The organism is Paenibacillus senegalensis JC66, assembly GCF_000285515.1.
Taxonomy (GTDB): domain Bacteria; phylum Bacillota; class Bacilli; order Paenibacillales; family NBRC-103111; genus Paenibacillus_L; species Paenibacillus_L senegalensis.
The window spans coordinates 1-1729 of sequence record NZ_CAES01000124.1; the positions used below are offsets into that span (position 1 = coordinate 1).

Annotated in this window: 1 protein-coding gene; it reads left to right on the forward strand. The window is 53.0% G+C overall.

The window, feature by feature from the left end:
- Positions 1 to 145: 145 nt before the first annotated feature.
- Positions 146 to 1705 (forward strand): IS5 family transposase, encoded by a 1560-nt coding sequence (locus tag PSHG_RS25870; RefSeq protein ID WP_042120942.1) that lies wholly within the window; start codon positions 146 to 148, stop codon positions 1703 to 1705.
- Positions 1706 to 1729: the final 24 nt, after the last annotated feature.

Sequence of the window (1729 nt, forward strand, 5' to 3'; positions counted from 1 at the left end):
TTAGGGCTTGCTGAATAATCAAAAAATCCTTATCTCACAAGGGTTTAGAGGCACTTTTGTCGAATTCATCTGCAAAGAAAACACGGAAAATCGGTAAAAAACCTTGCAGATGGAGTGAGCGAAAGTGTTCGTGCTGAATCGAGATATGGCAGACTTGTTGGAAAACTTCTATTTGCCCTTTGGCGGAAAATTAAATCCAACCAATCGGTGGGTGCAGCTTGCGGCGATCATCCCTTGGGACAAAGTAGAAGAGAAATATGTGAGCTCGTTCAAGTCCCCAGCCATCGGCCAAAAGGCGTACTCGGCACGTATCGCCCTCGGCTCGCTCATCATCAAAGAGCGCCTTGGTTTAAGTGACCGCGAGACCACCTTACAAATCCAGGAAAATCCATATTTGCAGTTCTTCTTGGGCTACACCGCGTATGTCGATAAAGTGCCGTTTCATCACTCCCTGCTCACGCATTTTCGGGAACGGCTCGGCTTGGAAATCCTAGCTGAAGTCAACGACTGGATCGCCCAAGCCGCGCTGCAAGCAGAGCGAGAGGTCGAGGCGAAACCGAAATCGTCCAAGCGAGATCGCGATGACGACGACAACGACGCGGGCGGCTCGCAGCTCACCATGGAGGTAGGGGACGCTTTCTCTATTCCCGAGGAGCCCCCTGTTGTGGCGAAGAAACCCCGCAACATGGCGAAAAAGCTACACGTCCTGCCATCTACAGCCGCATCGACAGCGGAAGTCATGAACAAGGGCACCCTCATGCTGGATGCGACATGCGCGCCTGCGGACATCAAGTATCCGACTGACTTGGGGCTGCTGAATCACGCCCGTGAAATCCTGGAAGACATCATCGACGTGCTGCACCGTCCCCATGTCGGAGCGATGGAGAAGCCGCGCACGTACCGCGAGAAAGCCAGAAAATCGTACCTGAGTGTTTCCAAGCAACGCAAGGCATCGGGCAAGGTGATCCGCAAAGCGATCAAAAAGCAACTTGGCTACGTGGGACGGAATCTGCGGATTATTGAAGCCCTCGTGAAGTATACGCCTCTCACGGAACTGAGCAAAAGACACTATCGCCAGCTTCTGATCATCTCGGAGCTCTACCGTCAGCAACGCGAAATGCTAGAGAAGAATACGCATGTCGTCGCCGATCGCATCGTGAGTATCGAACAGCCGCATGTACGTCCGATGGTTCGAGGCAAAGCTGGAGCGAACGTGGAGTTCGGCGCCAAAATCGCCGCCAGTCTGGTGGACGGTTACGCTTGGATCGAAACGGCACAATGGGACAGCTTCAACGAGGCAACCACGCTGCAAGCATCGGTGGAAGCGTACAAACAGCGATTCGGGTATTATCCCGCCGTCATTCTAGCCGATAAAATCTATCGCAATCGAGACAACCTGAACTATTGCAAAACGCTAGGGATTCGCCTTAGTGGCCCGAAGCTCGGCAGACCCTCGAAAGAGCAAAGTGAAGTCGCCGATCGTCGGCAAGAGCGCCAGGACGCTGTACAGCGTAATGCGATCGAAGGAAAATTTGGAGAAGGCAAGCGCAAATTGGGCCTAGGTCGCATTCGGGCGCGTGGCGCCGAAACCAGTTTGACCGTCATCGCCCTTCAGTTTCTGGTCATGAATCTGGAGCGGCGACTGCGTGTTCTCTTTTTGCATTTTTTCAGACTGCTTGGGTTTAGAGACTTGCGTTGGGTGTAGATGGAACGAATCTTGTTCAGCAAG

Coding starts and splice junctions, on each gene's coding strand:
- PSHG_RS25870 (WP_042120942.1), top strand. CDS start 146: ATGGCAGACTTGTTGGAAAACTTCTATTTGCCCTTTGGCGGAAAATTA.